General features: G+C 42.1%; 22 protein-coding genes and 1 tRNA gene. 10 read left to right on the top strand and 13 right to left on the bottom strand.

Going from position 1 to position 26,061, the window contains the following annotated elements; all coding sequences use genetic code 11:
* Positions 1-16 precede the first annotated feature (16 nt).
* Entirely contained in the window at positions 17-1,105 is a 1,089-nt protein-coding gene (locus FD723_RS18450) for a transporter substrate-binding domain-containing protein (RefSeq protein ID WP_372743763.1), read from the bottom strand.
* A gap of 626 nt (positions 1,106-1,731) precedes the next feature.
* Here FD723_RS18450 and FD723_RS18445 point away from each other — a divergent pair.
* Both FD723_RS18445 and FD723_RS18440 read left to right on the top strand, forming a co-directional pair.
* Positions 1,732-2,289, top strand: coding sequence for a hypothetical protein (locus FD723_RS18445; protein WP_179066625.1), 558 nt, complete (start codon positions 1,732-1,734; stop codon positions 2,287-2,289).
* Positions 2,290-2,367: 78 nt separating this feature from the next.
* Positions 2,368-3,012 carry a DUF3318 domain-containing protein gene (locus FD723_RS18440; RefSeq protein ID WP_179066624.1) on the top strand — a complete coding sequence of 215 codons (645 nt, stop codon included), beginning with the start codon at positions 2,368-2,370 and terminating at the stop codon, positions 3,010-3,012.
* Positions 3,013-3,143: 131 nt separating this feature from the next.
* Here FD723_RS18440 and FD723_RS18435 read toward each other — a convergent pair whose 3' ends face one another.
* Positions 3,144-3,941: a 7-carboxy-7-deazaguanine synthase QueE gene (locus FD723_RS18435; protein WP_179066623.1), complete on the bottom strand. Its 798-nt coding sequence runs from the start codon at positions 3,939-3,941 to the stop codon at positions 3,144-3,146.
* Positions 3,942-4,312: 371 nt separating this feature from the next.
* Here FD723_RS18435 and FD723_RS18430 point away from each other — a divergent pair, with 371 nt between their 5' ends.
* Positions 4,313-5,362, top strand: a complete 1,050-nt coding sequence (locus FD723_RS18430; RefSeq protein WP_179066622.1) for an anti-sigma factor antagonist — start codon at positions 4,313-4,315, stop codon at positions 5,360-5,362.
* Positions 5,363-5,483: 121 nt separating this feature from the next.
* On the opposite strand, the gene FD723_RS18425 is transcribed toward FD723_RS18430, so the two are convergent.
* From FD723_RS18425 to FD723_RS18400, 6 genes are all read right to left on the bottom strand, one after another.
* Complete coding sequence (locus FD723_RS18425; protein ID WP_179066621.1) at positions 5,484-6,941, bottom strand: DUF697 domain-containing protein; 1,458 nt, start codon at positions 6,939-6,941, stop codon at positions 5,484-5,486.
* A 102-nt stretch (positions 6,942-7,043) separates the two neighbouring features.
* Positions 7,044-7,120, bottom strand: a tRNA-Met gene (locus tag FD723_RS18420).
* A gap of 46 nt (positions 7,121-7,166) precedes the next feature.
* On the bottom strand, positions 7,167-8,120 hold the full coding sequence (locus tag FD723_RS18415) for an asparaginase (RefSeq protein ID WP_179066620.1): 954 nt from the start codon (positions 8,118-8,120) through the stop codon (positions 7,167-7,169).
* A 116-nt stretch (positions 8,121-8,236) separates the two neighbouring features.
* Positions 8,237-8,737 (bottom strand): CGLD27 family protein, encoded by a 501-nt coding sequence (locus FD723_RS18410; protein ID WP_179066619.1) that lies wholly within the window; start codon positions 8,735-8,737, stop codon positions 8,237-8,239.
* Positions 8,734-9,192, bottom strand: coding sequence for a ribosome silencing factor (rsfS, locus tag FD723_RS18405; RefSeq protein ID WP_179066618.1), 459 nt, complete (start codon positions 9,190-9,192; stop codon positions 8,734-8,736). The genes FD723_RS18410 and rsfS overlap by 4 nt, the downstream gene beginning before the upstream one ends.
* Before the next feature lie 811 nt (positions 9,193-10,003).
* Positions 10,004-11,278 (bottom strand): glycosyltransferase family 4 protein, encoded by a 1,275-nt coding sequence (locus FD723_RS18400; protein WP_179066617.1) that lies wholly within the window; start codon positions 11,276-11,278, stop codon positions 10,004-10,006.
* A 371-nt stretch (positions 11,279-11,649) separates the two neighbouring features.
* Here FD723_RS18400 and FD723_RS18395 point away from each other — a divergent pair, with 371 nt between their 5' ends.
* From FD723_RS18395 to FD723_RS18370, 6 genes are all read left to right on the top strand, one after another.
* Positions 11,650-12,825, top strand: a complete 1,176-nt coding sequence (locus FD723_RS18395; protein ID WP_179066616.1) for a DNA cytosine methyltransferase — start codon at positions 11,650-11,652, stop codon at positions 12,823-12,825.
* A gap of 170 nt (positions 12,826-12,995) precedes the next feature.
* Positions 12,996-13,676, top strand: a complete 681-nt coding sequence (gene deoC / locus FD723_RS18390; RefSeq protein ID WP_179066615.1) for a deoxyribose-phosphate aldolase — start codon at positions 12,996-12,998, stop codon at positions 13,674-13,676.
* 98 nt (positions 13,677-13,774) lie between these two features.
* Complete coding sequence (recO, locus tag FD723_RS18385) at positions 13,775-14,731, top strand: DNA repair protein RecO (RefSeq protein ID WP_179066614.1); 957 nt, start codon at positions 13,775-13,777, stop codon at positions 14,729-14,731.
* Positions 14,718-16,370: an MFS transporter gene (locus FD723_RS18380; RefSeq protein WP_179069189.1), complete on the top strand. Its 1,653-nt coding sequence runs from the start codon at positions 14,718-14,720 to the stop codon at positions 16,368-16,370. The genes recO and FD723_RS18380 overlap by 14 nt, the downstream gene beginning before the upstream one ends.
* A gap of 356 nt (positions 16,371-16,726) precedes the next feature.
* Positions 16,727-17,875 (top strand): glycosyltransferase family 4 protein, encoded by a 1,149-nt coding sequence (locus FD723_RS18375; protein WP_179066613.1) that lies wholly within the window; start codon positions 16,727-16,729, stop codon positions 17,873-17,875.
* A gap of 185 nt (positions 17,876-18,060) precedes the next feature.
* Entirely contained in the window at positions 18,061-18,300 is a 240-nt protein-coding gene (locus tag FD723_RS18370) for a DUF29 family protein (protein WP_256874857.1), read from the top strand.
* A 60-nt stretch (positions 18,301-18,360) separates the two neighbouring features.
* Here the strand turns inward: FD723_RS18370 and FD723_RS18365 are convergent, their stop codons facing one another.
* The 4 genes from FD723_RS18365 to FD723_RS18350 all read right to left on the bottom strand — a co-directional run bounded on the left by FD723_RS18365 (position 18,361) and on the right by FD723_RS18350 (position 23,043).
* Positions 18,361-19,167, bottom strand: coding sequence for a peptidase (locus FD723_RS18365; protein ID WP_179066612.1), 807 nt, complete (start codon positions 19,165-19,167; stop codon positions 18,361-18,363).
* Between the two features lie 10 nt (positions 19,168-19,177).
* Positions 19,178-19,411: a preprotein translocase subunit SecG gene (gene secG / locus FD723_RS18360; RefSeq protein WP_179066611.1), complete on the bottom strand. Its 234-nt coding sequence runs from the start codon at positions 19,409-19,411 to the stop codon at positions 19,178-19,180.
* Positions 19,412-19,537: 126 nt separating this feature from the next.
* Positions 19,538-21,136, bottom strand: a complete 1,599-nt coding sequence (gene gpmI, locus FD723_RS18355; RefSeq protein ID WP_179066610.1) for a 2,3-bisphosphoglycerate-independent phosphoglycerate mutase — start codon at positions 21,134-21,136, stop codon at positions 19,538-19,540.
* Positions 21,137-21,357: 221 nt separating this feature from the next.
* A complete protein-coding gene (locus tag FD723_RS18350; protein WP_179066609.1) occupies positions 21,358-23,043 on the bottom strand; it encodes an ABC-F family ATP-binding cassette domain-containing protein in 1,686 nt (561 codons plus the stop codon).
* A gap of 626 nt (positions 23,044-23,669) precedes the next feature.
* Here FD723_RS18350 and FD723_RS18345 point away from each other — a divergent pair.
* Positions 23,670-24,992 (top strand): hypothetical protein, encoded by a 1,323-nt coding sequence (locus FD723_RS18345; protein WP_179066608.1) that lies wholly within the window; start codon positions 23,670-23,672, stop codon positions 24,990-24,992.
* A gap of 12 nt (positions 24,993-25,004) precedes the next feature.
* Here FD723_RS18345 and FD723_RS18340 read toward each other — a convergent pair whose 3' ends face one another.
* Positions 25,005-25,925 carry a YbhN family protein gene (locus FD723_RS18340; RefSeq protein ID WP_179066607.1) on the bottom strand — a complete coding sequence of 307 codons (921 nt, stop codon included), beginning with the start codon at positions 25,923-25,925 and terminating at the stop codon, positions 25,005-25,007.
* Between the last annotated feature and the right edge of the window lie 136 nt (positions 25,926-26,061).

Raw genomic sequence — 26,061 nt, 5'->3', positions numbered from 1 at the left:
CCCTGCCCCTGCCCTTCTACCGGAACGGTGGAGAATAAAGCAGTCCGCCTTTGCTCCAGAGTTGATTTTGACCGCGAGCTAGATTGAGTTTTGTCTTGGGGCCGAGGTTGCGATCGTAAATTTCGGCGTAGTTACCAACGTGCTTAATTATTCTGGCTGCGAAGTCGTTAGTTAAGCCGAGTCCTTCGCCAAGGTTGCCTTCGGTTCCTAAAAAGCGCTTAATATCTGGATCGGTACTAGTAGCGAACTGACCTATATTCTGGGAAGTAATGCCCAATTCTTCGGCTTTTATTAGAGAATAAACCACCCACTTAACAGCATCACTCCACTTAGCATCCCCTTTGGCAACTGCTGGCGCAAGGGGTTCTGAAGAGATCACTTCATTGAGAATCACGTTATCTTCTGGTTTGGGTAAAATTGTGCCCCGCGAAACTAATGCTGAACGATCAGCCGTAATCCCGTCGCAACGACCTTCGGTATAAGTAGCAAAGGTAACGTTAACGTCTTCAAAGACAACGGGTTTGTAAGTGATGCCCCTTTTCCGCATTTGGTCTGCTAAGTTCTGTTCGGTAGTAGTTCCAGTTTGAACGCAGATGGCTTTATTCTTGAGGTCTGCCAGGGACTTAATGTTACTACTTTTGCGAACCATGATGGCTTGTCCGTCGTAAAAGACCACAGGTGCAAATTCTAGACCTACTGTGGTTCCACGACTAAGTGTCCAGGTAGTATTGCGGCTGAGAATGTCTACTTCGCCAGTTTGCAAAGCTGTAAACCGCTCTTTGGAATTGAGATTGCGAAATTCTACTGCATCTGGCTTATCAAACAAAGCTGCGGCGATCGCTCGACAAACATCTACATCGATGCCACTGTATTTACCATCGGTTCCCACAAAGCTAAACCCTGGGACTTCACCACTGACACCGCAAATTATCTGGCCACGTCTTTTAATGTTATTCCAGCGATTTTGATTTTCTGGTGCAGCTGGAGTACTGCCTGGAGTACCGGGTGTACTTGCTGTTTTTCCTGAATCTCCATCACAAGCCGCGATCGCAAAAACTAAAGGTGCGATCGCTAGAATTAAAGCTGATTTACGCATGAACTTCATAAATTACTAGATCGAAGAATTGTATTGCTCACTACAATCATTTAGTGAAAACAATTTGTTGCTTGTAATATAAAACTGTACCAGCCTATGTGCTATATTTATTCGCTTTTAAAAGCGGTGATTAAAGTTTTTACCTATATATTCAAAAGCCTCAGATGCTGTGAGAAAATTATCTCAACTTGGCTTCAGCTTTCAAGTTTGATTAAAAGCCCTGTCATCATACTAGATATAACAAAACACTCATTAAACCTAGAAGAGAATATTAAAACTTAAGTGAGTTAGTGCTATATCCTTCACTGTCTAAAATTTGAAAAATAGTGATTATTGCTTCTTTAAGAATAAGCTAATAAGCAACAATCCATAAAAAAATATCATTCACAACGCCGAACAATCATCTATTTTTCTTATCTTTCAATGCCCAACACCCAGGGATTGGGGACTGGGGACTAGTGACTGGGATATTTTTGCTAATGCCCAATCCCCAGTACCCAGTACCCAGTACCCAACCCCCAATCCCCTTGCACACTTCTATGCAATCAGAAGTATCCACACCAACCCAAACAACTACCCCTAGCAGGTTAAACTAGGTCTGGTAACAACTGCTCCACGTTCCTTATGAGGCTTTTATGGGAGCTAACCTCGAACAGATTGCCAACTATTTAGACAACCTTGGTTGGGACTACCGTTTTGATGATGAAGAAGACCGGATTATAACAGGTGTGGAGGCTGATAACCTAGAAGATTTCCTAATAGTTGTCCAGTTGGATGAAGAGGGAAAATTTTTTCGGGTATTTGCCCCTCAAGTTCTGGCAGGAATCCAAGACCATCCTCACAAGGGAGTTATCCTACAGACGATGCTTGCCATTTCTTGGGAAACCAAAATGTTGCAATGGGAATATGACCCATCTGATGGCGAAATCCGTGCCATTATTGAGTTTCCTTTAGAAGACTCGATTCTCACAGAAAAGCAATTTCACCGTTGTCTGAGTGGGTTAATTCAGATTGTGGATAGCATAGCGATACCTCGCCTAAAAGAAGTGATGGCAACAGGTCTCGATCCGGGGAATATAGAACTTGGGGAAAGACTGTTACTCAGTATCCAAGAAGAAGCCCCAGGATTGTTAGATTTACTAGAAAAAGCAATGGAAGCGCGAAAAAAGCGAGGAAGTTTTCCTAGTGAGTGAGACGGATCATCACTTAAATAGCTATACTCCAAAGTGATACCCTCACTATATACATGAAATTTTCTGGGGCTGGATATTATGACATCCTACGCAACCTCCTCTGCCAAAGCGGAAATGAGTGAACTACGGCGGTTGAAAGGCTTATTACCGCCAGAATTGCAAAGCTGGGTTACGGTTGAAGGCACAACTGAAGTCAATCCACCCCTGGTTCGCTGCGAAGAAATTGGTAAAGATCAGGTAGAAATTCAAATTGACTTGGTGAAATGGGATGCCCTCGCAATGGATCAGCGCAATCTGCTGTTCTGGCATGAAGTTGCTCGCGTTCAAAATGACACAATTCCCAAAGATGGTTGGGAAATGGCAGCACTAGCCATCGGTTTAGGTGGTGCTGTAGGCGAATTGTGGGTACAAGATGGATTGCTGCTGGTATTAGCTTTGTCGCTTTGTGGTGTGTCAGGCTGGCGACTGTACCAAAAGAATAATGGGGAAAAGCAACTAAGAGAATTGCTCAATGCTGATGAGAAAGCGATCGCATTGGCAACTCGTTTTGGTTATAGCCTCCCCAATGCCTACAAGAGTCTTGGTAGCGCCTTAAAAACCCTGATTGACAATACTCCTAGTAAGCGCCAACGGTCAAGATACGAAGCAAGACTCTCTGCCCTCAAACGTAGTGCCAATAAGGCAAAAGCTAAATCTAAAACTCCAGATGAGGACTCACTGTAATTAGTTAGGAGTTAGGAGTTAGGAGTTAGGAGTTAGGAATTATGAGTGAAATCCAAACTTCAAACTCCTTATTCCTCGCTCCTCACCAAATCTTACTTTTTTCTTGACTACATCTTTATCAAAATCAAATTTTACAACTGGTTCAGCATTTTATGCGTCTGGGGGATCACACGGACATGCTTGATAAACCCCTTCATCAAAGCTTGCCAGGTCAAAACTTGATCGCTCGAAGGCGCTAGTACAGGGATTGAGGAAAATTTTTCTGACACTGCCAAAGGCGTAACAGGTTGTAAAAATACTGAGATATCTGGACTAACCTCTGCCACCAATGAAGCTGAACGTTCTAACTCGGCGGGATCTGTGTTTTGAGACACAATTATCTTGACAAAAACATTTAAATATGAGTCATAACATAACTGGAGAGATTTACTATGTTCTTGCCAATGACTTTCGCCGCTAACACTGGGCAATTTGAAATCCATGCCTACGGAGTCTAAGTAGGGGAGAATCATTGCTAGTTGTTCTGGGCGATGTCCGCCAGTTTCCAAGTATATAGGTAAGCCAGTTATGGCTCGCACTTGGGGTAGAAACTGCGTTAAAAATGGGGCATGAAGAAGGGGTTCGCCTCCAGTTAAGCTAATGCTATCGTGTAGACAAGGTAGATTTTGCTGTTCCACCCATTCGAGTAATATGGATAATGGGACAGGGTTAGAGTGGATTTCAAAGTCGCGCAATCCAGGCGATCGCTCTATCCGACAAGTATCAGGTGCATTCCAAGTGTGGGCGCTATCACAAAACTGACAACGCAAATCACACAAAGCAAAACGAATAAATATTTGACGTGTTCCTACATTCAGTCCTTCCCCTTGAATGGCAGAAAAGACCTCAATCAGGCGTGCGGTAGGTGTAACCGTATTTTTAGAAATCATAAAATGAGAGCAACGCGATCGCGCTGCGTCGACACAACAGCAAGGATGTTTTTTGGCTTCTTGTTCTATTGTGAATCGTCGCTAGCGATCTCCAATCTCAGCCCCGGTAAATAGTCATTAGTCCTGATTACTACTGATTCCGATATTTAGGTTAGATAATTTTGTAGGACAAAATAATGTTTGGCAGATTACATTATACTTGACACTCCCTGCTCTAAAGAGACAGAGATTCTTAAGAGATTTTCACCCTTAACGGCGCTGCCAAAGCGCTCCTACCCAGTCCGATATAGCGGCAAGGCGGTTCAAACCGCTTGTTTGTTTTCCGCTCCGCTCTAAACAGACGGAGTTCTCAAACGTATTAGTTATTTCTTATGGCAACGAAAGTGCAGAGCTTCATGACTAGCCAACCGACAGAGGTCGATTTTCCAGTTAATTCCCTAAACGACACGGCTATAGTGCAGGTGCCGACGCGGTTAAGCGTGTTGGAGGCTTTAGGCTTTAAGCAAACCTGCCAAAGCTTAATCCAGACCAATTCACATCCCAAGCACATCATCATTGACTTTCACCAAACTACTTTTATGGATAGTAGTGGTTTAGGTGCCCTGGTCAGTAATTTTAAATCCGCTCAAGCGAAAGACATTACATTAACACTGCGGAATGTCACACCTCAAGTAATGGCAGTCCTAAAACTCACGGGATTGGATCAAGTTTTTCCCCTTGAATCTGTGGCTGATGGATCGCTAATAGAAGTAGAAGACCTAGTAGATAATCGGAAGACAACTTCCCGAAAAGTAGAACCGTTACCCGCTACTCACCCTTCTGTGGCATCTTGGATGAAACGGTTCTTAGATATTATCGGGTCAATAGTCGGTTTATTAATTACAGGAGTTTTGTTTATTCCCATTGCGATCGCTATTCAAATTAACGATCCTGGGCCCATTTTCTTTAGTCACACCCGTTGTGGTTGGATGGGGAAGCGGTTTGAGATTTGGAAATTCCGCTCTATGTGTGTGGATGCAGAAGCGAAGAAATCCCAAGTTAAAAACCAAGTGCAAGGTGCTTTTTTCAAGAATGAGAATGACCCCAGAATTACCAAGGTAGGGCGCTTTTTACGGCGTACTAGTCTTGATGAACTACCGCAATTTTGGAACGTCCTCAAAGGAGAAATGAGTTTAGTAGGTACTCGACCACCGACACCCGATGAAGTTGAACGCTATGAAGTACCGGAGTGGCAACGTTTAGATGTGAAACCCGGTATGACTGGCGAATGGCAAGTAAACGGCCGTTCTACAGTCCGTAGTTTTGAAGATGTAATTCGTCTGGATTTGCAGTATCAAAAAAATTGGAGTTTGGTGTACGATTTAAAGCTAATTTTCAAAACTATAGCTATTCTATTTAATAGAAACAGTGGTGCTGTTTAGCTAATTACCCTTATTCACAATTTTTTGGTAACTCTCAACTTTCGCAATAATTCTTAAATACACCCAAGCCCATTACGAGCTTGGGTAAATTTTAGGTTTCTACAGCACCAAGTAAGTGAAATTATCCTATAGCCTTCTGAACACCTACTACTTCAACTTGTTGCACTTCTGGCAATAAACGCTTCACGCCTTGCTTAACAAATCCCTGCAAAAAACCAATCTGCTGATTTTGCTGAAATACCTTTTGCAAAGTTTGCCGCAAATTCTCCAAATTCAAACCAGTCCCAGAATCTACCGCTATTTCCTGCTGTTGGAAATATTCAACTAAACTTAACCCTGCGACTCTAGTCAGATAAGCTGCACTGACTCCCTGAACTACGCCACCAGCAACAAAGGTAACGGCATTACTTTTCAAAACAGTACTAATTGCCTTTGTCGAAAGTTCAACTAAGCCCAATTTCAGCATTAAACTTCCCATTGTTCCAGCTACAGTTTGCGCTTGTTCTAGGGAAAACTTCTGCTGATAGATGTTACCCAAATCCATTACCATTTGAGCATTAATGGCCGCAGTCGCCAAAATATCAAGGGCTGGGACTGGGTTAGCAAAGGCAGCAGCAGCAGCTATCCATTGATATTGTTCAATAATTGGGGTAGCGCGATCGCGTCTGGTTCCATTCAGCCAGTTTTTCGCCTCGGCTTTCAACAACCCGGCTTTCCTCATGGTAGTTAGCCAAACCAACCTTTGTCTTTGCTGTACCAAAACTTCATCCAACTGCTGCGTCAACTGCTGGATATCTGCTGCTGGTTGTTCCATCCACTCTTGCACAGCACCATCAGCCTCATGCTTTCGGACTTTGATGGCAATAGGAGAGGCCGCAGTTGCAACTACATTTCCCTGGATTCGCTGTTTCAATGACAGCAAGATACTGGCCCTTTCATCGGCTAAATACTGGTCTTGTTTGTTGAAAACCAGTATTGTGGGCTGATTTGCTGCTTTTAGCTGCTGTAGGGTTTGAAATTCTGAGTCTGTCAAATCACCGTTTGTCAGGAATAGAACAAAATCAGATTTTGCAACTTCTGCTAAAATAGCTGCATCGAAATTTTCACCCACTTCTCTAAATAAAGGTGCTGTCTCTTGTAAAGACACGAAATTTCGTGTCTCGACATTTTGCTTTAGCACTTGAATTAAAGTGCTTTTACCCACGGATTTCCCGCCAGTCACAGCCACTTTAATTTCTTGTCTGTCTAATTCCAACAATAGTTGGTTAACTTGTTCTCGCAGTGTTTGTAACGCCGGATGGTTTTCTGATTCTTGTGCCAGCTGGTTTATTATAGTTTCAGTTTTAGCGAGCGCACTTTCCACTGTCGCCCGATCCACGAGCATACCATTTAGCTGCTCTAAACTGTCTTTCGGGCGATTTTGTTGGAATAACCACAAACCACCGCCTACAGCTAAGGCACTCAACAAACCAAACTCACCCACCTGCACTATCGAATCGTGCCAACTGTCCAACATCCACAAAGAAAAGGACAGTCCCAATCCTCCCACTAAAATTGGTCGCTGCAACTTCACAACCATGATTCTCCGCGCCTTTTAGATGGCTATTTCTTCCAGAATAGATCAAAAATAAAACAAAACCCTTCAATCTTTACTGATCGTAGGGTTTTGTTTTGTTTTATTTGGTGGCGGGAAGTGGATTTGAACCACTGACCTTCGGGTTATGAGCCCGACGAGCTACCAGGCTGCTCTATCCCGCGTTGCTCTCGACTTATTTATAGTAACCTATAGTCAAGAGTTTGGCAACTACAAAAATGATAATTCTCCAATTACTTCTAAACGCTTGTATTTTCCTAAGGTGACAAACTTTTCTGAGAGGCTTTCGGCGGCACTGGGAGTAATCCAACCCATTTGCTGGAGTAAGTGAATCGCCACGGCGTATTTTGCCCGTTTTGCCCCATCCATGACTTTGATTGCCAAGCCCAAGCCTTCACCGAGTCTACCAATGCACTGCACTCCTTCGGAACCAGTTTTACTAACCAGTTCTCCAGGAGTTAAGCGCATCAGTTCCGTATCAAATTCTCCATCTCCTGCTACCATAGCCGGGTGATGAGTCATCGCTCGGACGATGCGCTCCATATCTAAGTTGGTACTGGAGGCTAACAGTGCATACAAAGATGCCATGTGACCGAGCTGCATCAGATAAGTTGGTACGCCACAGTCATCATGAGCGCTAATAAATTCCGCTGCTGGCATTCGCAGTAACTCTGCTACTTTGCCCAAAATTAACTGCTGGATTGGGTGCTTGCGATCCAAGTAGTTATTCAAGGGCCAATGGCGTTGCTGACAAACAGCTAACATTCCCGCATGTTTTCCAGAGCAATTGTATTCTAAAGGACTCCGCTTTCCTTCAGGAATTGGACACTGGAGTATAGTCGGGTCAAGATCGGCCCGCCAAAGGATGTTAAATACCTGTCGGACTTGATCTATTCTTCCTTTATGGGAACTTGTGATAATTGCTAAGTCGCGATCGCTGAGTTGATAGCGTTCCAGTGTACCTGTGGTGGTGACAGCAAGTGCCTGAAATGGTTTGAGCGCTGAACGGATAAATGCAGCAGTTTCAGAATTTCCAGCAACGGTGAGAACCCGTCCTCGTTCGTCGCAGACAACAGCTTGGACTATATGCCTGGATTCAATAATACCTTCTCGCAGCAACCGGACTTCCAGTGCTGCGGCTTGAGTTCGTTTTCCCATTGTCATGGGTTTATATTTATCACCTTTTTTAATTAATTAGTCATTAGTCCTTTGTCCTTTGTCATAAGTCATTTGTTTATTCACTAATGACTAATGACGAATGACCAATGACTAATGACTTTTTAAAACAAATGCCAACCTATAGTACCAATAACGTACATTCCCGCCAAGCCAGCAAAGGTAAATTGTAACCGTCGCAGAATGGGTTTGATTTCGTATGCAACAATTAAGCGATCGCGGTTGAGGACTTCCTGTGGTTTAGTCCAAGTTTGGCCGTCGTACCAGCCTGATTCTTCATAAAATACTGTGGGACTGCAAAGGCGATCACACACGTAGAACCAACCTAAGTACAACCTTACCAGTATTAGTACTAACCCGACACTCGCCCCGGCTGCACCACAGAGAATAAAATGTGCAATATACTTGTGAGGGGGAAAACTTGCCGCAGCTATGGGCCCTGCGAATAACCAAGATAAACCCCAAATCCAAAAGAGTTTCGTGATATACTCGCGCCAATCTAAAGTAGTATCACGAAACAGCCAGGAAGTTTTTAACTCTTCGTATTCATTGAGCGGTTGTTGGTCTGTAGGAACTGGGCAATTAGAAACCGAAGACCTAATCATGTTGGTTTACCTTCACCCTCGTCTGATTCTGGAAGGGAAATACGTTCTGCATGAATCCAGAACGCTTCTAAATTATAAAACTCCCGTTCCTTGGGCATCATGATGTGGACGATCACATCACCGTAATCTTGTAGTACCCAACTCCCCTCGACTTTTCCTTCTGTCCTTAAAGGACGGCGTTGCAACTCAGTTTCGACTTTTCCTTCAATCGCTTGAGCGATCGCCCTGACTTGTACCCTAGAATAACCAGTCATCATCACAAAGTAATCAGCCAGGTAAGATACCTCTGCTACTTTGAGCAATAATATCTCACCCGCTTTCCGGTCTGAGGCTGCAACCGCGATCGTTGCAGCTAATTGTCTGCTTGCCTCTTCGGTTTGGCCGTGGCTTATTACCGCACTCTTCGTCAGTGGGACAGATTGCAATGGGAAATTTCCTTGGAAATAATCAGTCATTAAACCTCAGGTGCTTTCTTCCTTTTGAAACAATTGTTTACATTTACTTACAAACAACAAACAATTGATCTGACAAACAAATGTGTCAATAGGTTTTTTTGAATACTAACAAAAAAACAGGTGTCTATGGGGGCTAGTACCGCAAGGCGGAATTCAAAATTCAAAATTCAAAATTCAAAATTAATATAGTGTAAGCGTTTCATTGATTTTGAATGGCTGTTTAGATTTCGACATCTGCAACTGCTGATTGGTGATGGTTATTGGGCAGCTATGAATCAACCAATAGCTTGCCAGCAAGTATTTCCAGCGAAAATAATCGTAGATTCGTCAAACAGCATAATATGTCATATAAAGCTAGTAATTCGCAGGTAAAGGCTTTGGACTTAGACTGTCTGCTAAAACTACGTTCCAACACGGCAGACTGATGACTGATCTAGCAAAAGCACGATTCTGTATAACATAAAATACCAGTGTATTCCGTCGTATTGATAAAAATTGGTTTACCCACAGATTGAATGAAGTGAAGTCGTGGGATATTTAGTTCAAGAATGCACTTGAAAACCTGTTTATCTATTGCTATATGCCTTCTAATAAAATTAGCTACTAGTCTGTCCCATTAATCCTGATAGGTGAATCAAATTTAAATTTCTCTTCTTTCCTTCTTCCTTTGCGCTCTTATCTGACGAGACGCTGCGCGTAGCTTGCTTCTTCGTAGGAGTATGTGGTTCGTTCTCTTAACCCTCAAAATCTCCCGCTACCTAGATTTGAGGGCATAATTGCAATTTCTACAAATGTAACTTTGCTGCAAAGCTTAAACTTCTTGTTTCGTAACTATGCCTGTAGACTGAATTGCTCGACGATTTGCCATCAATGAGTAACACAAGGACTCATACTGATTTAAAGCTTGCTCAAAAGAATATTGCTCAACGGCATATTGGCGACTTTTGTAACCCAGAGTCTTGACTTTTTCAGGATTTTGGTACAAATCTAAAATTGCGATCGCTAAAGCTTGGGGATCTTCTGGAGGTACAATAACTCCGCCGCCACTTTGCCTGATGGCTCTTGCTGCCGTACCATTGTCGGGGACAGAGGCAACTAAGGCCCCTCCACTGGCAAGTAACACTTGAATTTTTGATGGCATATTGAAGGATACAACATTTTTCTTTTGCACCACCAAGCCAACATCGGCAGCTGCTAACATTTGTGGCAAATCTTTGCGGGGTTGAAATGGTAGTAACAAAACATTATCTGCGCCGCAGTCTAGACATTCCTGTTGCAATCGCTGTAAACCTTTGGCCTCGCCAACGATGACAAAGACAATATCTGGGATATGGCGCAATACAGAAGCAGCTTTGACGACGCTTTCTAAACCTTGGGTTAAGGCGATGTTACCAGAATAAAGTACTACAAATTTGCCATTCAGATTATGGGCTGTGCGGAAAGGGTTATCTTCTTTAGGCAAAGGGCGAATAAAATTTACATCAACCCAGTTGGGGATTTGCACAATTTTGTCAGCTTCTACACCCTTAGATCGTAAATTGTCTACAAACCCATCGGCAATGACGCTAATTTTACTGGCAGTGCGGTAGGCAAATTTTTCTAATAATGTAAACAACTGGATGAGTAATTTATTTTTAAGTAGACCGACGTGGACGGCTGCTTCTGGTAATATATCTTGTAGATTTAAAATCACAGGACAAGCACGTAACCATCCTAAAAGAGCAACTGGTACACAGCTTGGTAAGGATGGTGATGTTGAGAGGATCACATCTGGGCGCCAACCGATGAGGGCGGGTACAAAACTAGTGACAACAAAACTAGCATCTAATAACACCCGATCTAATAGGTTGGGTTGTGGACGAATCCAAACGTAACTGCGTTGAATTTGAACGCCATTTTTGTATTCGTTAACATACCACTTGCCCCGATACTCTTGGTAAATTTGACGTTCGGGGTAGTTAGGCATAGCAGTTACTACGCGCACTTCATGTCCACGCTTCACTAGTCCCTCTGCTAATTCAGTCATCAGTGGGGCAATACCAATTGGTTCTGGATGGTAGTTGTAGGAGTAAATTAAAATCCGCATAAAAAATTAATCCGAAGTACCCCGGTTTTTATTTAATGACAAATATTTGTCCGAAACATTATTTGGAGCTTAGTAACTCCTACATTTAATTGTGACTTCAGACTCTTTTTCTGTCAGGGATTTTCCTTAAAGATTGAGTAAACTTCGATATGAGATACTTAGAGGAAGTGTGAATTTTTTTTACTATTAAGCAGTCTTCAAATTGTTCGTTTCTGATTGGTACTTACGTAGAAACACTAAGTATATTAGGGTTTGCCAACCCTTAAGACCAAATGGGAATAGTTAGTATTAATTTCCCTAGAAGAAAGGATATAACCAATTTTATTAAAATTTGATATTAATTAATACTGTTTGATCGTGCGAGTCATTTAATGAGCGATCGCCTTTGTATTTTCTCTTTTTTTGCTGGATCGGGTTTCCTCGATATAGGTTTTGAAACCAACGGTTTTAATATTGTCTATGTCAATGAAATCTTCGCCCCATTCATCGCCGCCTATCGCCATTCACGAGAAGTGCTGAAAATGCGATCGCCTGAATATGGATATCATCACGGTGAAGCAGCAGATGTAACAAATCTTATTACCGGAAAAGCAGCACAACACCTTCAAGAATTAGTCCAAGACTGCCGCAAATCTCATAATATAATTGGTTTCATCGGCGGCCCTCCCTGTCCTGATTTTTCTATTGGTGGAAAAAATAGAGGACGTTTAGGAGATAATGGCAAGCTTTCCGCTTCTTACATTGAATTAATTTGCCGCAATCTTCCTGATTTCTTTTTATTTGAGAATGTTAAGGGTTTATGGAAAACGGCAAAACACCGTTTATTTTTTGAATCGCTCAAGCAACAATTACAAGCAGCAGGCTATATATTAACAGAGCGATTAATTAATGCTATTGAATACGGCGTACCCCAGGATAGAGAGAGAATTATCTTAATTGGCTTCAAAAATAGTTTTCTTCAGGAAATGAAAATCGTATTTGATAAAAAATTACTTTCTGAAGAAACTTTCCCTTGGAATAATTCTATTTTATATCATCAAGAAAAAGTTTTCGCTTATCCTTGGCGTAAGTGTGAACCATTCAAAGAAAATTCTCTCACACCTTGCCCTGATGGCATACCTGAAGAACTGACAGTTGAATACTGGTTTAGAAAAAATAACGTTCTGAATCACCCCAATGCTGAACACTATTTTCAACCAAGGGCAGGTATGACAAAATTTGCTGCTATTCAAGAAGGAGATAATTCCAGGAAGTCTTTCAAACGTCTGCATAGATGGCGTTACTCTCCAACAGCTTGCTATGGAAATAATGAAGTACATTTACATCCTTACAAAATCCGGCGGATTTCTGTAGCAGAAGCTTTAGCTATCCAATCTTTGCCTGCAAACTTTATACTTCCAGAGAATATGTCGCTCACAAATATGTTTAAAACTATTGGTAATGGTGTTCCGTACTTAGCATCAAAGGCATTAGCTCAAACTATTATTAACTTCTTAGAAACTAGTGTGAAAAATACTGCTGACATTCATAACATTACTACCACTTAACGTCAACTTAAATACTTACAGTAATTCTGTAATATCTGTAAAGCTGATATTCAAGACAATTCAGCAGGTTGTTTTCAGGATAAACTCGTAATAAATGTGGTTTAATATATATATAAGAAATGTTTTAATTTTTTATAAAGTTTAATAATCAATCACTGGCAGAAGACACGATGGCAGCAGACTATCCAGATATTGATATTGCGCCATTTATCGATCACTCCCTGTTAACGCCAACAGCTACTCCAGAGCAGGTTGAGCAATGGTGTGAAGAAGCATATAGATTCAACTTTGCGGCAGTTTGTCTGTTCCCCGCGAATGTCAAGCAAGCAGTTGAACTACTCCACGGTAAAAACCCGAAAGTTTGTACTGTAATCGGCTTTCCTTCTGGTGCAACGACTTCAGCCGTGAAACTGTATGAAGCTCAAGAAGCGGCGGATAGTGGGGCCACTGAGTTGGATGTGGTAATGAACTTGGGTTGGTTGAAAACTGGCAAAACTGAAGAAGTCCACCGGGAGATTGCCGAAATTTGCGAAGAGACTGGGCAAACGGTTAAGGTAATTTTGGAAACCAACCTGTTGACGGATGCGGAGAAAAAAATAGCTGCTGAAATAGCTATGGAGGCGGGAGCGGCATTCTTAAAAACCAGTACTGGTTGGAATGGTGGGGCAACAGTGGCAGATGTACGACTTTTGCAGGAATTGGCAAAAGAAAGGGTGGGAATTAAAGCTTCAGGTGGTATCCACACAATCAATCAAGCCCTAGACTTAATCGTAGCTGGTGCTACTAGATTAGGCACATCTCGCGGTATGGATTTGCTCCGCCAGCGCGGTAACCTGGGGAAGGGTGAATAGTTATTTGTCCTACCCTACGGGAAGCCGCCAAAGGGCGTCTATGTCATTTGTCCTAAGCTAATGACCAGTGACTAATGACTAATTACTACTAATTACTAATGAGTAGAACCTACAAAGCAACTGGTATTAATCTTAAAACCCAGGTGCTAGGAGAATCGGATAAAATAGTGACGATTTTGACACGGGAATTCGGTCTAATTCGAGCTGTAGCTCCAGGGGCACGTAAGCATAATTCCAGCCTGGGTGGTAGGAGTGGAATGTTCGTTGTGAATGAACTATTGATTGCCAAAGGGCGATCGCTTGATAAAATTACTCAAGCACAGACTTTAAAAACTTATCCTGGTTTAGCTAAAGATTTGGGAAAACTGGCCGCCAGTCAATATTTAGCAGAAATAGTTCTGTGTGAAGCTTTGAGCGAACAACCCCAAGAAGAACTTTATGATTTGTTCAATGAACATCTCCATCGCTTAGAGATGGTGTCTAGTGCAAATCCATCTGGTGTTTTAGCTCATCTGGCTCATGGTGTATTTCATCTTTTAGCCTTAGCAGGACTGACGCCACAAGTGCAAATCTGTTGCCTATCTCAGCAACCCCTCAAGCCAGACTTTACAGACCCCAACTGGCAGGTAGGATTTAGTATCCCCGCAGGTGGGACGGTTTCCTTAGAAGCTAGGGAACGTTTACGAAAAGAGGGGCAGAGGGGCAGGGGAGTAGGGGGGCAGAGGGAGATTAATAACCAATTCCCCATACCCAATGCCCCTTACCACTTATCCCCAAAGGGGGCCCCACCATCCCCAATGCCCAATACCCAAACAGTTGTTGTGCATCGGCAAGAAATACCTGTGATTTCTTGCCGTTTGGGTGCTATGGAACTGGCTTTGCTTCAACATCTGTCACAACCAGAGATAATGCAAGTTGATGGTGCTAAAGATCATCACTGGTTATCTGTTGAGCAGACTTTGCGCCAGTATGCTCAGTATCAATTAGGTCGCCCTATTCGCTCTGCTACCTTGATCGACTCTTATTTTGCTGCCAACCATGATGCAACCGTCTGATTTGGATAAAAAAATCCTGCCTTTGTCACCAAGCCTCGTCAAAAAACAGAATAGGGTATCAGATCCGACAGTCAGGAATCACTTGAGTGCCGTTTCTAAATGTACACCTAGTCAAATAAATGGCCAAGAAATGTCCCCAAAAGACGTTTCTAAAAACGATCAAAGTTGGACAGCGGAAATCCCAAAAACTGATGTTCCAAGTCAATCAGAAACACAATCTGAGGACAAATTAACCACTGCTGAGGTAGATAATAACGGCGCTAGCAATGGGCATAATTTGCCAGTAGCCGCGATCGCAGAAAAAGAACCACCGCAATTAGATGGATCTGGTTCGGGTGGAGAAGCTATTACAGGGAATGTAAAACAGCAGGGATTTTTACCTGTATTAAAAAACCCTAATTTTCTCGCTCTTTGGGGTGGTCAAGTTTTTTCCCAATTGGCAGATAAAGTTTATTTGGTGCTGATGATTGCCTTAATTAATACTCAGTTTCAAGCAAGCAATCAGAGTATTAGCGGTTGGGTGTCAGTCTTGATGATGGCTTTTACGATACCAGCCGTATTGTTTGGTTCCGTTGCTGGCGTATTTGTCGATCGCTGGTCGAAAAAGGCTGTGCTGGTAGCAACGAATATTTGGCGCGGCATTCTGGTTTTGTCAATTCCCTTCCTACTGTGGTTGACTCATGATTGGAAACCCATAGGAGTAATGCCAGTGGGTTTTGTAATCATTTTGGGTGTGACTTTTTTAGTTTCGACCTTGACGCAGTTTTTTGCCCCGGCAGAACAGGCGGCAATTCCTTTAGTGGTAGAAGAACAGCATTTGCTCTCGGCTAATTCGCTTTACACAACAACGATGATGGCATCGGTGATTGTTGGGTTTGCCGTTGGAGAACCCTTATTAGCGATCGCAGATGGACTTTGGCTGCAAATTGGTGGTAGTGGTAGTTTGGGCAAAGAACTTTTAGTAGGCGGCAGTTATGCGATCGCGGGACTAATTTTGTTCCTCCTAGCAACTAAGGAAAAACACCACCACCCCGATACAGAATTTCCTCACGTATTCTCTGACTTGCGGGACGGTTTTGCCTACCTCAAAGCCAATCATCGCGTCCGCAATGCTTTGCTTCAGCTGATTATCTTGTTTTCTGTCTTTGCAGCATTAACCGTTCTAGCCGTTCGTATGGCAGAAATAATTCCCAATATGAAAGCCTCCCAGTTCGGCTTTTTACTAGCAGCTGGCGGTGTTGGCATTGCGGCGGGAGCAACAATTCTCGGTCAATTTGGTCAACGCTTCTCCTACACCCAGCTAAGTCTATACGGTTGTATGGGTATGGCAGCATCCTTGATTGGTCTATCAGTATTTACAACTCAACTGTGGCTAGTCTTGTTACTAGTGACGCTATTAGGTATCTTTGGGGCGCTAGTGGGAATCCCGATGCAAACTGCAATCCAAACAGAAACACCTCCAGAAATGCGCGGTAAAGTTTTTGGCTTGCAGAACAATGTAATTAATATTGCCCTCTCCTTACCTTTAGCATTAGCTGGTGTCGCAGAAACCTTTCTGGGATTACAGGTAGTTTTTTTGGGATTAGCTGCGATCGTCTTTTCAGGAGGTATATTAACCTGGTATAACTCACACAAGTAGTTATCAGCTAACAGGAGTTATTATTCATTACCTTTAAGTAATTAATATTTACTTAAAGCTTTTGTGTTCATGGTAAACTATGGTCAGTGAAAATTTATCACATACTTGCCGGATATGAATCTGACATTAGTCAGAATAAGTTGTTTAAATATCAGAAATTAACAACTTATAACTAAAATAAATAAAGCCATCAATCCACTGGTTTAATCAGCTGACAATAAGCTTTTTAAACTAGTAGAAAGTATTGGGAATTTTTAATAAACAAAAAAACCAGCAAGTATAGCTAGATAAAAGAAAAATCACAAAGGACACACAAGTAATACATTAAACCCGCTTTTATTACAGCTAAATAAAGAATGCGTATAGCCTGGATTGGAAAAAAAACACCCTTTTGCGGCAATGTCACCTACAGTCGAGAAATTACAAATGCCTTGCTAGATAGGGGACATCAAGTTAGCTTTCTTCACTTCGCCCAGGAAGAGTCTGAACCTGATAATTGGCCAAATCTTCGAGAGGTTTCCCTGCCTTTCATTTACAAGTCCCAGGTTTACACAATTCCCACTTTTAAAGCCACCAAAGTTTTAACCGATTCACTGCGGGAAATCAAACCAGATGTAGTTCATGCTTCCTTGACGTTATCTCCTCTAGACTTTTTTCTACCGGAAATCTGTGAGGAACTGAGGTTGCCCCTAGTTGCCACTTTTCATACACCCTTTGCTGGCAAGGGTGCAAAGCTGATATCGGGAACACAACTTTTGGCATATCAGCTCTACGCGCCTTTTTTGGTTAACTACGATCGCGTGATTGTATTTTCTCAAATTCAGCGAGAATTATTGGCAGGGATGGGCGTAAGAGAAGAAAATATTGCCGTAATTCCCAACGGTGTTGATACTGCCAAGTATTCTCCAGGACTTTCTAAAATCAAAGCAGAATTTAAAGCCGAACGCCTGTTTGTCTATCAGGGTAGAATAGCACCAGAGAAAAATGTCGAAGCCCTCCTCCGCGCTTGGAAACAGTCGGCAATGGAGCCTGGTAGTAAGTTGCTAATTGTTGGCGACGGCCCTTTGAAGTCTTCCTTAGAGCCGTTTTATGGTTCAGAATACGGCATTATCTGGTTGGGATTTGTTGCTGATGAAGACCGACGCATCGAAATTTTGCGGGGCGCAGATGTATTTGTTTTGCCTTCATTGGTAGAGGGTTTGTCCCTATCTCTGTTAGAAGGAATGTCATGTGGGTTGGCTTGTTTAGCAACAGATGTGGGTGCAGATGGAGAAGTCTTGGAAAAGGGTGCAGGTATAGTTATTAGTACAAAAACAGCGCGATCGCAATTAAAAACCCTCTTACCAGTGTTGCAAGATCATCCAGAGTTAACAACGCTACTGGGGCAAAAAGCTAGACAGCGTGTATTAGACCGCTATACCCTGAGTAAAAATATTACTCTACTGGAAGAACTTTATAAAGAAGTTTTAGCACAGCGACCTCTACCGTTAAGTCGCAGAGCATAGAGAAAGGGAAAAAGTGCGATCGCACTGTAAATCTTAAGATGGCAATAAGTGCGATCGGGTAAAATACAAATACCTAACTAACAATTCTCTTACCAGTTTTACAAGGCTATCTAAAGTTAAAAAAATGAAGTATCACGTAAGTCAGATAAAGGTGATAAATATCCCTGACTTAGAGCAGCTAGAACATGGAAAGTGCTGCCGAACATACGTCTATTGCTTCACAAATCCGTTGCCAGAACAAAAGTTTTCGGAACCAGCTAAATGAAGATTTAAGTGCCAGTTTACGCAATCATTTAGAGGAGAATTTTAGCATAATTTATAGCAATGCCTTAGATTATGTTAAAGCTAAAACAAATTTAACCAATTTACCTGAATTATGTCCTTATTCCTTAGAGCAAATTTTGGATAAAAATTGGTTGCCTTAATCTTAAATTTTGATTTTTTACACAAAACATATCCATATTTTAATCAGCAACATCATAAAATTAAGTCGCTGAATTATCAACTAAAGACCATCCTAAAGTAGTTGGCTGTTCATAAACCCGCTTTAGAGTATTTACATCTCTGGGAGAAATAGATGGCGGGTTACGAACTTGGGAGAAATATAGCGCATCAGTTTGTAGCGGACTATGACCCCAAATTCCTAATGCATGACCGAATTCGTGACGGGTAGCTGCAATGAGATACTCACCTGTTTGACTGGGACTTAACAAGATGGTGAAGCGGTGCGATAAAACGTTGTTACTGGTGTATAACTCGTAAGTAGTTTGTGCTGATCGCGCACGAGGTATATTACTACCAGGAGAAATTTGTAGAGGTGGCGCTTTTCGTGCGATCGTAATATCAGCAATTTCTGGCTGTTCGACTATTGTTAAAGGTAAATAAGTACTCCATTCTTGTACACCCTGCAAGACACCATTAACCCATGCTTGAGCTTGTTTTTCCCTGATGGCTTTTGGTGGTTCTACGTAAACTCGAACGGGAAATTGCGACCAGACTAAATAACCAACTTGGGTCGTTTTGACTTGGGAAAAGTAGTCACCACTGTTAGTCTTATCTTGCCACTGTGCAAGTGTGGGCGGTAAGGGATGGGATTTTGGGGAAGTGGGGAGAGAAATTATTAAGTTTGAATATACATATTTTGATATTTTTGTAAACCCATCACTCGACTCGATATTAGTAAAAACGATTAACAGCCCTGTGCCAAAAAACAAGGCAAGAGCTACAATTAACCGTCGTGAAATTAAATTTATTAGAGTGTTAAGTATTGGGTGTTGGGTTATTTTCCCCATTTACCTATCCTTACTTAGGCAGCCAACCAGCACTTAAAACTACTGTTAAACCGAGAAAAATTACTGTCAACGCCCAAGTAATGCGGTTTAAGGTGTTTTCTGCACTCTTGGTGCTGCTAAATAACTGTGCTTGTCCGCCGATAGCGCCAACGCCATCACCTTTAGGACTATGCAGCAAAACTAAGATAATCAAACCAGTGGCGGAGAATGCCCAAATGCCTTGCACGATATTACTAATTGTCATGGTAGGAATCTCATTTATAAAAAGTTTCAAAAAACAGAAGTCAGGAGTCAGAATTCAGAATTCAGAATTCAGAATTCAAAAGTTAGGAGTTCACTAAAAACTCCTAACTCAGCACTCAGCACTATTTTACAGCCCTACTTGCACGGGGGTGCGAGTACGTTGCAGCTCATATTCTGCTGTTTTCAGCAGCGATCGCCCGGTCATTTCTGGTGGTTGAGGCAGCTGTAAAATCTCTAGAATCGTGGGGGCGATGTCGGATAGCTTGCCATCGCTTCGCAGTTCGACATTTGTACCATATCCAGGGATTTTGACTTTCTCGCCTTCTACCAAGATAAAGGGGACTGGGTTAGTGGTGTGGGCTGTCCAGGGATTACCCCCATCATCTAGCATATACTCAGCGTTGCCGTGATCGGCAGTAATAATTGTTGTGCCGCCGGCTTTAATCACGCTTTCTAACAAGCGACCCAGACAGCGATCGACTGTTTCAATTGCTGTAATGGTAGCGTCGATTTGACCAGTATGCCCTACCATGTCTGGGTTAGCATAGTTAATCACAACTAGGGAATACGTACCCTTTTGAATCGCAGCGATCGCTACATCTGTAACTGCTACTGCTGACATCGCTGGGGCGCTATCATAAGTCGCTACCATCGGGCTACTTACCAGTTCCCGATCTTCTCCGACAAAAGGCTCCTCCAGACCCCCATTAAAGAAATAGGTGACGTGGGCGTATTTTTCGGTTTCGGCAGTTCGGAACTGATTCAAACTATGATTGGCTATAACTTCTCCCAGAATGTTACTGAGATTCTGCGGCTCAAAGGCTACAGCCACAGGTAAGTCTGAATCATACTGCGTAAAGGTAACAAAAGATAGCGGTGTGATTTGCTGTCTTTCAAAACCGTCAAATTTGGGACTGACCAAAGCTTGAGTTAATTGTCTGGCGCGATCGGGGCGGAAGTTGAAAAATATTACCCCATCCCCTGGTTCTATTGCGCCGGGAGCAATTCTAATTGGGTTGACAAATTCATCTTTTACCCCTTCGGCGTAAGATGCTTGCAAGATTTCTACAGCCGTGCGATCGCCACCTGCACCATCTTGGGTCATCACGTCGTAGGCGCGCTTGACCCGATCCCAGCGGTGATCGCGATCCATCGCGTAGTAGCGACCGCTGAGGGTGACTATGCGCCCAATTCCTGCGCGGTCTATATAATCTTGCAGCAGTGCGATCGCTTTTACCCCTTCAGTTGGGGCGGTGTCACGACCATCGGTGATCGCGTGAATACAAACTTCTGGAATTCGCTGGTCTTTGGCTAAGTCAAGTAGTCCGAATAGATGGGTGATATGCGAATGTACCCCTCCCTCGGAACAAAGCCCGACTAGATGCAGCTTACTATTCCGAGAACGAACTTCCTGGCAAATTTTGACAAGTGCTGGGTTAGAGGCAATAGAACCGTCTTCAACCGCATCAGAGATGCGTACTAGTTCTTGCGGTACAACTCGCCCAGCACCAATGTTCAAATGACCAACTTCCGAGTTGCCCATTTGTCCTTCTGGCAACCCTACGGCTTTTCCTGATGTGCGGATGAGGGTATGCGGGTAAACTGCCCATAAACTGTCCACGACGGGGGTTTTAGCAGCAGTAATGGCGTTTCCTCGCGTTTCTTCGCAGTAGCCCCATCCGTCTAAAATGACTAGCACCACAGGAGCAACAGGTGCTTTGGTCATAGTAAAATTGCCCTTTACTTTTTGTAATACCCGAATGATACCACTGCTAATCCACGCCGCAAGTGAATTTTTGCTTATTAACTTCTTTTATTAAGGACTTGCAGCTTTTTGAAAGATTTTTTAAATTTTAGTAATTTTTCTGTGATGTTTGAGAATGCTAATAAGGAGTGATTACTTAGTAGTAGTGCTAAAACGCTACTACTAAGCCCTTTTCTAGTTTCTCATTTCCTTTTTGCGGAAGCTTTAGCAGCTTTTTTCGCTGCTTTTTCAGCTTCTATTGCAGCTAACTTGGCCTGTTCTTTTTCTTCGGCAATTTTCTGGAGATAGTAATGATAATCTCCTAAGTAAACGCGGAATTCACCATCACGGATTTCGACGATTTTGTTAGCTACTTGAGAAATAAAGTAGCGGTCATGAGAGACTACAATTGCCGTACCATCATAATTTTTCAGTGCTTCTTCCAGCATTTCTTTCGCTGGAATATCTAGGTGGTTTGTCGGCTCGTCTAAAATTAGTAAGTTCGCGGGACGTAAGAGCATTTTTGCCAACGCCAAACGAGCTTTTTCTCCTCCACTTAATGCCCCAACTGCCTTAAATACTGTGTCACCAGTAAATAAGAAGCGTCCCAAAAGTGTGCGTACTTCTTGATTATCCCAGTCGGGAACTTCATCATGGATAGTTTCCATGACAGTTTTCTTCAAGTCCAAAGCTTCAGCTTGATTTTGCTCAAAGTAACCGGGGATAACGTTATGATCGCCTAATTGAACGCTACCTTCTGTGGGTGGTTCCATCCCCATAATTACGCGCAGAAGGGTAGATTTCCCAGCACCATTGGGGCCAAGAAATGCTATGCGATCGCCTCTTTCAATGAGGAGATTTGCTGCCAAAAATAGGATTTTATCACCATACAGATGAGTTAAATCTTTAATGTCCACTACTTCGCGTCCACTGCGGGGTGCGGGGGGAAAACGGAAGTGTAGAGTTCTTACCCCAGCAATGGGTGCTTCAATGCGCTCAATTTTTTCCAGTTGCTTTTCCCGGCTTTTTGCCTGGGTACTGCGGGTAGCACTGGCGCGGAATCGATCAACAAAGGTTTGCTGTTTCTCTAATTCTTTCTGTTGACGTTCGTAGGCGCTAAGTTGTGCTGATTGACTCTCGGCTTTTTGTTCCAAATATGCTGTGTAGTTACCAAGGTAGGTACTGGAAACACCACGTTCAGTTTCCACAATTTGGGTGCAGAGGCGGTCAAGGAACTCCCGGTCATGAGAGACTATTACCATTGGCGTAACTAGCCCTCTGAGGTAATTTTCTAACCACTCAATGGTTTCTAAATCTAGGTGGTTAGTCGGTTCATCCAGCAGCAACAAGTCGGGTTTTTGCAGGAGAATTTTCCCTAAACTCATCCGCATTTGCCAACCACCACTGAAGGCACTGACGAGGCGATCGCCATCTTCTAGCCCAAACCCCATTTCTGGTAGAATTTTCCCGATGCGTGCGTCTAAGTTGTAGCCATCCAACGCTTCAAATTTGCGCTGCAAGCGATCCAACTTATCGATCAGTCGATCCAGTTCCTCTGGGCTAGCCGTTTCCATCTCTTGTGGTATGTGCGCCAGAGATAACTGTACTTCGTTGGCTTCTTTGAAGACAGTCCAAAATTCTTCTCTTACGGTACGGGTGGGGTCTACTTCAAACTCTTGGTTAAGGTAGGCTATATGTAAGCTATTAGGGCGAATGATTTCGCCGGCGGTGGGTTCAATTTCCCCAGAAATGATCTTTAACTGGGTGGATTTTCCAGCACCGTTGACACCGACTAAGCCAATGCGATCGCCTGGTTTAACTTCCCAGTTGATATCTTTGAGAACTTCGCCTGTGGGATAAATTTTACTTATATGTTCTAGTCGCAGCATTAAGTTTCTCTCAGGTAGGGAGTGGGTGGTTGAGGACGAAGTACTAACACCGCCTCTAATATTAACAAAAATTAACTATAAATTCGTCGCGATCGAGTTTGGAAGCCGCAAACAAAATTTGGCTTGAGCCACGGATAAAATTTACCACATCTATTCAGATCAGCCCACAACACTTGTAGAGACGGCGATTTATCGCGTCTTAAAAACCCAAAATTGTTGCCAGTAGCCGTTAATCCAAGCATATTGGGTTTTAGCCAGCCTGCAAATCTCTAATTTGGTGTAGGACTGTTCGCGCAGCACCTCCAAGAGTTACCTACACTGCAATACGCTTGGGGTTATTAATGTAGATAATTGGTCTAAAGAAGACGCGATTTATCGCGTCTCTACATAAGGGTTTTGGGTGTATTACAATCTCCTACCCCTACCTCCTTCACAAGTAAGTAATCTCACTGAACTATTTGATGAAGTATTAAACAATTTGTCTTTAATACTTTATTTATGGTCTTAGTTAATCAAATTTATGTAAAAAAATTACTGAATCACTGAAGAATAGATTGATGCTACTGTTCAGCAAGGTTAAGCTGGTAATAATATGAACAGGAAGTATTTTTGTCCTGATAACTGAAATGACCGCTCATCGTTTATCAATTAGTCAGGAAGATTCCCATTGTGTTACGTCTAACTCTCAACAGGTAAATGTGCAAATTGCACAAGATGAGGTTTATAGCTTCTTTGTGGAAATTGTCAAAAAGTTGCCACCAGAGGATGTTTTACGCGAATTCAAAGGTTTATTTATAGATGGTCTTGATTCAGAAGATTCTGATTATATACCTGGAATATATAGTATTTTTTTAGATGATAATGAACAGGAATTATATAATACACTTAAGCGGTGTTGCTACATCATCGTTAATAATTGGAAAACTAACCGAAAAGACAAATATATCCAAGAATTAGTTAATTTATTTGTTAATGAAAATCTCAAAATAAAAGACAATAATCCTCCAGTAGTAAAGATTTGTAAAAACTGGCTAGATAATTTTGTCAACAGCAAAGATTACAAGGATTTGAAACTATTTGCTACTAAATATGAGGAATCATTTAAAGGTCATTGGGCTAATCGCTACACTTCCTATTTATTAATCGATCAATCTGTTAATGAGAATAATTCTAGAGAGCAACAAGAGGCTGCTAGAAGGCTTTCTAAACAGATGAAAGACAAATTTAAGTTTGAACTAGCAATGTATATTGCTCGTTCTCAATCTGCCGTTTCAAGCACAGCGCGCTATACAAATCCCAGTATTTTGGGAGATCAAGCTCTGCGTTTAATCAAAGCAATTGTCTTAAAAAGAGGTGTGTTTAGTCATGAAAATATTGCCCATATATTTATCAAACAAACTCAAAATCAAACTCTAGAAGAATTTAAAATAAACTTGGAAAAATATCTATTTCTTTCTGTAGACAATAAAGAATCGGTAGAGAATTGGCGGCAACAGTTTGTAAATAGTTTATCCTTATGGAAGACCGATTATAATCAAGAAAATATTACTAAAGAATTATTTTTGAGAACTTGTAATCGAGTGATTGATTGCTTGACAACAGAAAATGGCAAAGAGCCTTCATCATTATTTGTCTTATTGCTGAACCAAGGCAATGCTCTGACATTAGTAATTATACTGTTAAAGATTATTTTGATTTCTAGAAATTCTCGCAGACATTTAGAAACTCGGATTGCTAATCTGATTCGTTTTTACGAACAATATTCAGAAGAGGAATGCAAGGGAGTAATAAATTTTATCGAGATTTTTAATATCACCTTTGCAATTTATGCAGAAAACGTAGAATATAACCTGATTAAGATGGAAGAAGAAGAACAAAGCAGTAATCAGCAGTTAAATCTCGATGGTTATCGTGTGTTTTCACAGATGAAGGTAGATAGAAAAAAATAAGTTTTGCCTGATTTATGATTTAGCAAGGCGTTCGTCTAGCCAAGCGAGGATAGCACCCGCAGTTTCAGCTAGAATACTAATGAGACGATATAGAGCGATCGCACTAAATACTAAAGCTGCTGGAAAATGGTGTCGTAAAAGTTCATACGCAGTCGCTTCAAACACACCCAACCCACCAGGCGCACCCGGTACGACAAACCCCAATAACCAAGCGCAACTAAAAGCCCCTAACAACAAAGGAATTTGATTCCCATTCAACGAACCCAGGGCGGATATAGTTAGTATAAACCCAGCGGCGCGTAATCCCATAAAGCCCAATTCTCCTAACAAAGGGCGTAGAGGATAGCTTTTAAGACTGAAGGGAACGGTTGGTTGAGTAGTAGCAGCAGACTTTTTTGCTTTCAATCTGTACAAAAAGCGAATAACTGGGTTTAAAAACCAGGGATGAATCGCACAAAGGACTACAGCTAAACTCAGCAATTGTAGTATTCGTATAACAAGGGTAGTATTAGCTGCCGCAAATTGGCTACTGCATAGAACAATAATGATTAAAGCAGCCGCTAGCATGAGTAGCGGTTCTAGTAAAACGCTTAGGGTAGCTGCACCAGTAGGAATATTGGCATTTTTGGCAGCGACAATTCGTCCGTAGTGATGCCAGATATTACCTGGTAAATACTTAGCTATGTTCGTTTTTAGGTAAACTTGGATAAACTGGGGAGACGATACAGGTTGATTTAACTCTTGGAGAATCCAAGTCCAGATCCAGCCTGCCCAAGTATGAGCTAGTAAAGTTATCCCGGTAGCGATCGCCATAATTGCCCATCCTACATCATCAATGCGGATAGCAGTAACCTCGCTCCAATTATCCTTCAAAGCTTTCCCTAAAAAAAACAGCGTTCCCCCCAAAATTATCCAGCGGAAAAATTGCTTCATGAATTTAGTAATTTAACGGTGATAGCTACAAGGGCTGAATACCTCAAATCTTATGGTATGTCAGCTATACATCCAAAGCTTTTCAGGTATCAAACAAGTTGATATAGCTCTTTTTACAAAAACTATATTATCTTAG

Origin of the sequence: Nostoc sp. C052 (genome assembly GCF_013393905.1) — a bacterium.
Classification (GTDB): Bacteria; Cyanobacteriota; Cyanobacteriia; order Cyanobacteriales; family Nostocaceae; genus Nostoc.
Note: the sequence above shows the minus strand (reverse complement) of the source record. Positions and strands in the feature narration are given on the sequence as shown.

Excerpts from the sequence above, each read along its gene's own strand:
- FD723_RS18450 (WP_372743763.1), bottom strand. The coding sequence starts at position 1,105 with ATGAAGTTCATGCGTAAATCAGCTTTAATTCTAGCGATCGCACCTTTA.
- FD723_RS18445 (WP_179066625.1), top strand. The coding sequence starts at position 1,732 with ATGGGAGCTAACCTCGAACAGATTGCCAACTATTTAGACAACCTTGGT.
- FD723_RS18440 (WP_179066624.1), top strand. The coding sequence starts at position 2,368 with ATGACATCCTACGCAACCTCCTCTGCCAAAGCGGAAATGAGTGAACTA.
- FD723_RS18435 (WP_179066623.1), bottom strand. The coding sequence starts at position 3,941 with ATGATTTCTAAAAATACGGTTACACCTACCGCACGCCTGATTGAGGTC.
- FD723_RS18430 (WP_179066622.1), top strand. The coding sequence starts at position 4,313 with ATGGCAACGAAAGTGCAGAGCTTCATGACTAGCCAACCGACAGAGGTC.
- FD723_RS18425 (WP_179066621.1), bottom strand. The coding sequence starts at position 6,941 with ATGGTTGTGAAGTTGCAGCGACCAATTTTAGTGGGAGGATTGGGACTG.
- FD723_RS18415 (WP_179066620.1), bottom strand. The coding sequence starts at position 8,120 with ATGACAATGGGAAAACGAACTCAAGCCGCAGCACTGGAAGTCCGGTTG.
- FD723_RS18410 (WP_179066619.1), bottom strand. The coding sequence starts at position 8,737 with ATGATTAGGTCTTCGGTTTCTAATTGCCCAGTTCCTACAGACCAACAA.
- rsfS (WP_179066618.1), bottom strand. The coding sequence starts at position 9,192 with ATGACTGATTATTTCCAAGGAAATTTCCCATTGCAATCTGTCCCACTG.
- FD723_RS18400 (WP_179066617.1), bottom strand. The coding sequence starts at position 11,278 with ATGCGGATTTTAATTTACTCCTACAACTACCATCCAGAACCAATTGGT.
- FD723_RS18395 (WP_179066616.1), top strand. The coding sequence starts at position 11,650 with ATGAGCGATCGCCTTTGTATTTTCTCTTTTTTTGCTGGATCGGGTTTC.
- deoC (WP_179066615.1), top strand. The coding sequence starts at position 12,996 with ATGGCAGCAGACTATCCAGATATTGATATTGCGCCATTTATCGATCAC.
- recO (WP_179066614.1), top strand. The coding sequence starts at position 13,775 with ATGAGTAGAACCTACAAAGCAACTGGTATTAATCTTAAAACCCAGGTG.
- FD723_RS18380 (WP_179069189.1), top strand. The coding sequence starts at position 14,718 with ATGCAACCGTCTGATTTGGATAAAAAAATCCTGCCTTTGTCACCAAGC.
- FD723_RS18375 (WP_179066613.1), top strand. The coding sequence starts at position 16,727 with ATGCGTATAGCCTGGATTGGAAAAAAAACACCCTTTTGCGGCAATGTC.
- FD723_RS18370 (WP_256874857.1), top strand. The coding sequence starts at position 18,061 with ATGGAAAGTGCTGCCGAACATACGTCTATTGCTTCACAAATCCGTTGC.
- FD723_RS18365 (WP_179066612.1), bottom strand. The coding sequence starts at position 19,167 with ATGGGGAAAATAACCCAACACCCAATACTTAACACTCTAATAAATTTA.
- secG (WP_179066611.1), bottom strand. The coding sequence starts at position 19,411 with ATGACAATTAGTAATATCGTGCAAGGCATTTGGGCATTCTCCGCCACT.
- gpmI (WP_179066610.1), bottom strand. The coding sequence starts at position 21,136 with ATGACCAAAGCACCTGTTGCTCCTGTGGTGCTAGTCATTTTAGACGGA.
- FD723_RS18350 (WP_179066609.1), bottom strand. The coding sequence starts at position 23,043 with ATGCTGCGACTAGAACATATAAGTAAAATTTATCCCACAGGCGAAGTT.
- FD723_RS18345 (WP_179066608.1), top strand. The coding sequence starts at position 23,670 with ATGACCGCTCATCGTTTATCAATTAGTCAGGAAGATTCCCATTGTGTT.
- FD723_RS18340 (WP_179066607.1), bottom strand. The coding sequence starts at position 25,925 with ATGAAGCAATTTTTCCGCTGGATAATTTTGGGGGGAACGCTGTTTTTT.